Genomic DNA, 279 nt, shown 5'->3' with positions numbered 1-279 from the left:
GTTCCGTTATCGAATGGGATTTGCGTAAAAAGCAACCCTACGAAGTGTATGATTTGCTCGATTTCGATATTCCTGTTGGTGTCAATGGTGATTGCTATGACCGTTATCTGGTGCGTGTCGAAGAGATGCGCCAGTCTAACCGCATCATTAAGCAATGCGTGGAATGGCTGCGTAATAATCCTGGTCCGGTGATCACCAACAATCATAAAGTGGCCCCACCGGCGCGTGTGAATATGAAGTCGAACATGGAAGAGCTGATCCATCACTTCAAACTGTTCA

General features: G+C 46.6%; 1 protein-coding gene. It reads left to right on the top strand.

Features of this window, described 5'->3' with window-relative positions; genetic code table 11:
* Positions 1-279, top strand: a 279-nt coding sequence (locus KDM89_RS22180) for an NADH-quinone oxidoreductase subunit D-related protein (RefSeq protein WP_463322652.1), incomplete at both ends; no start/stop codon positions are given.

Source organism: Cognatundibacterium luofuense (genome assembly GCF_018139685.1).
Classification (GTDB): domain Bacteria; phylum Pseudomonadota; class Gammaproteobacteria; order Burkholderiales; family Burkholderiaceae_D; genus Undibacterium; species Undibacterium luofuense.
Note: the sequence above shows the minus strand (reverse complement) of the source record. Positions and strands in the feature narration are given on the sequence as shown.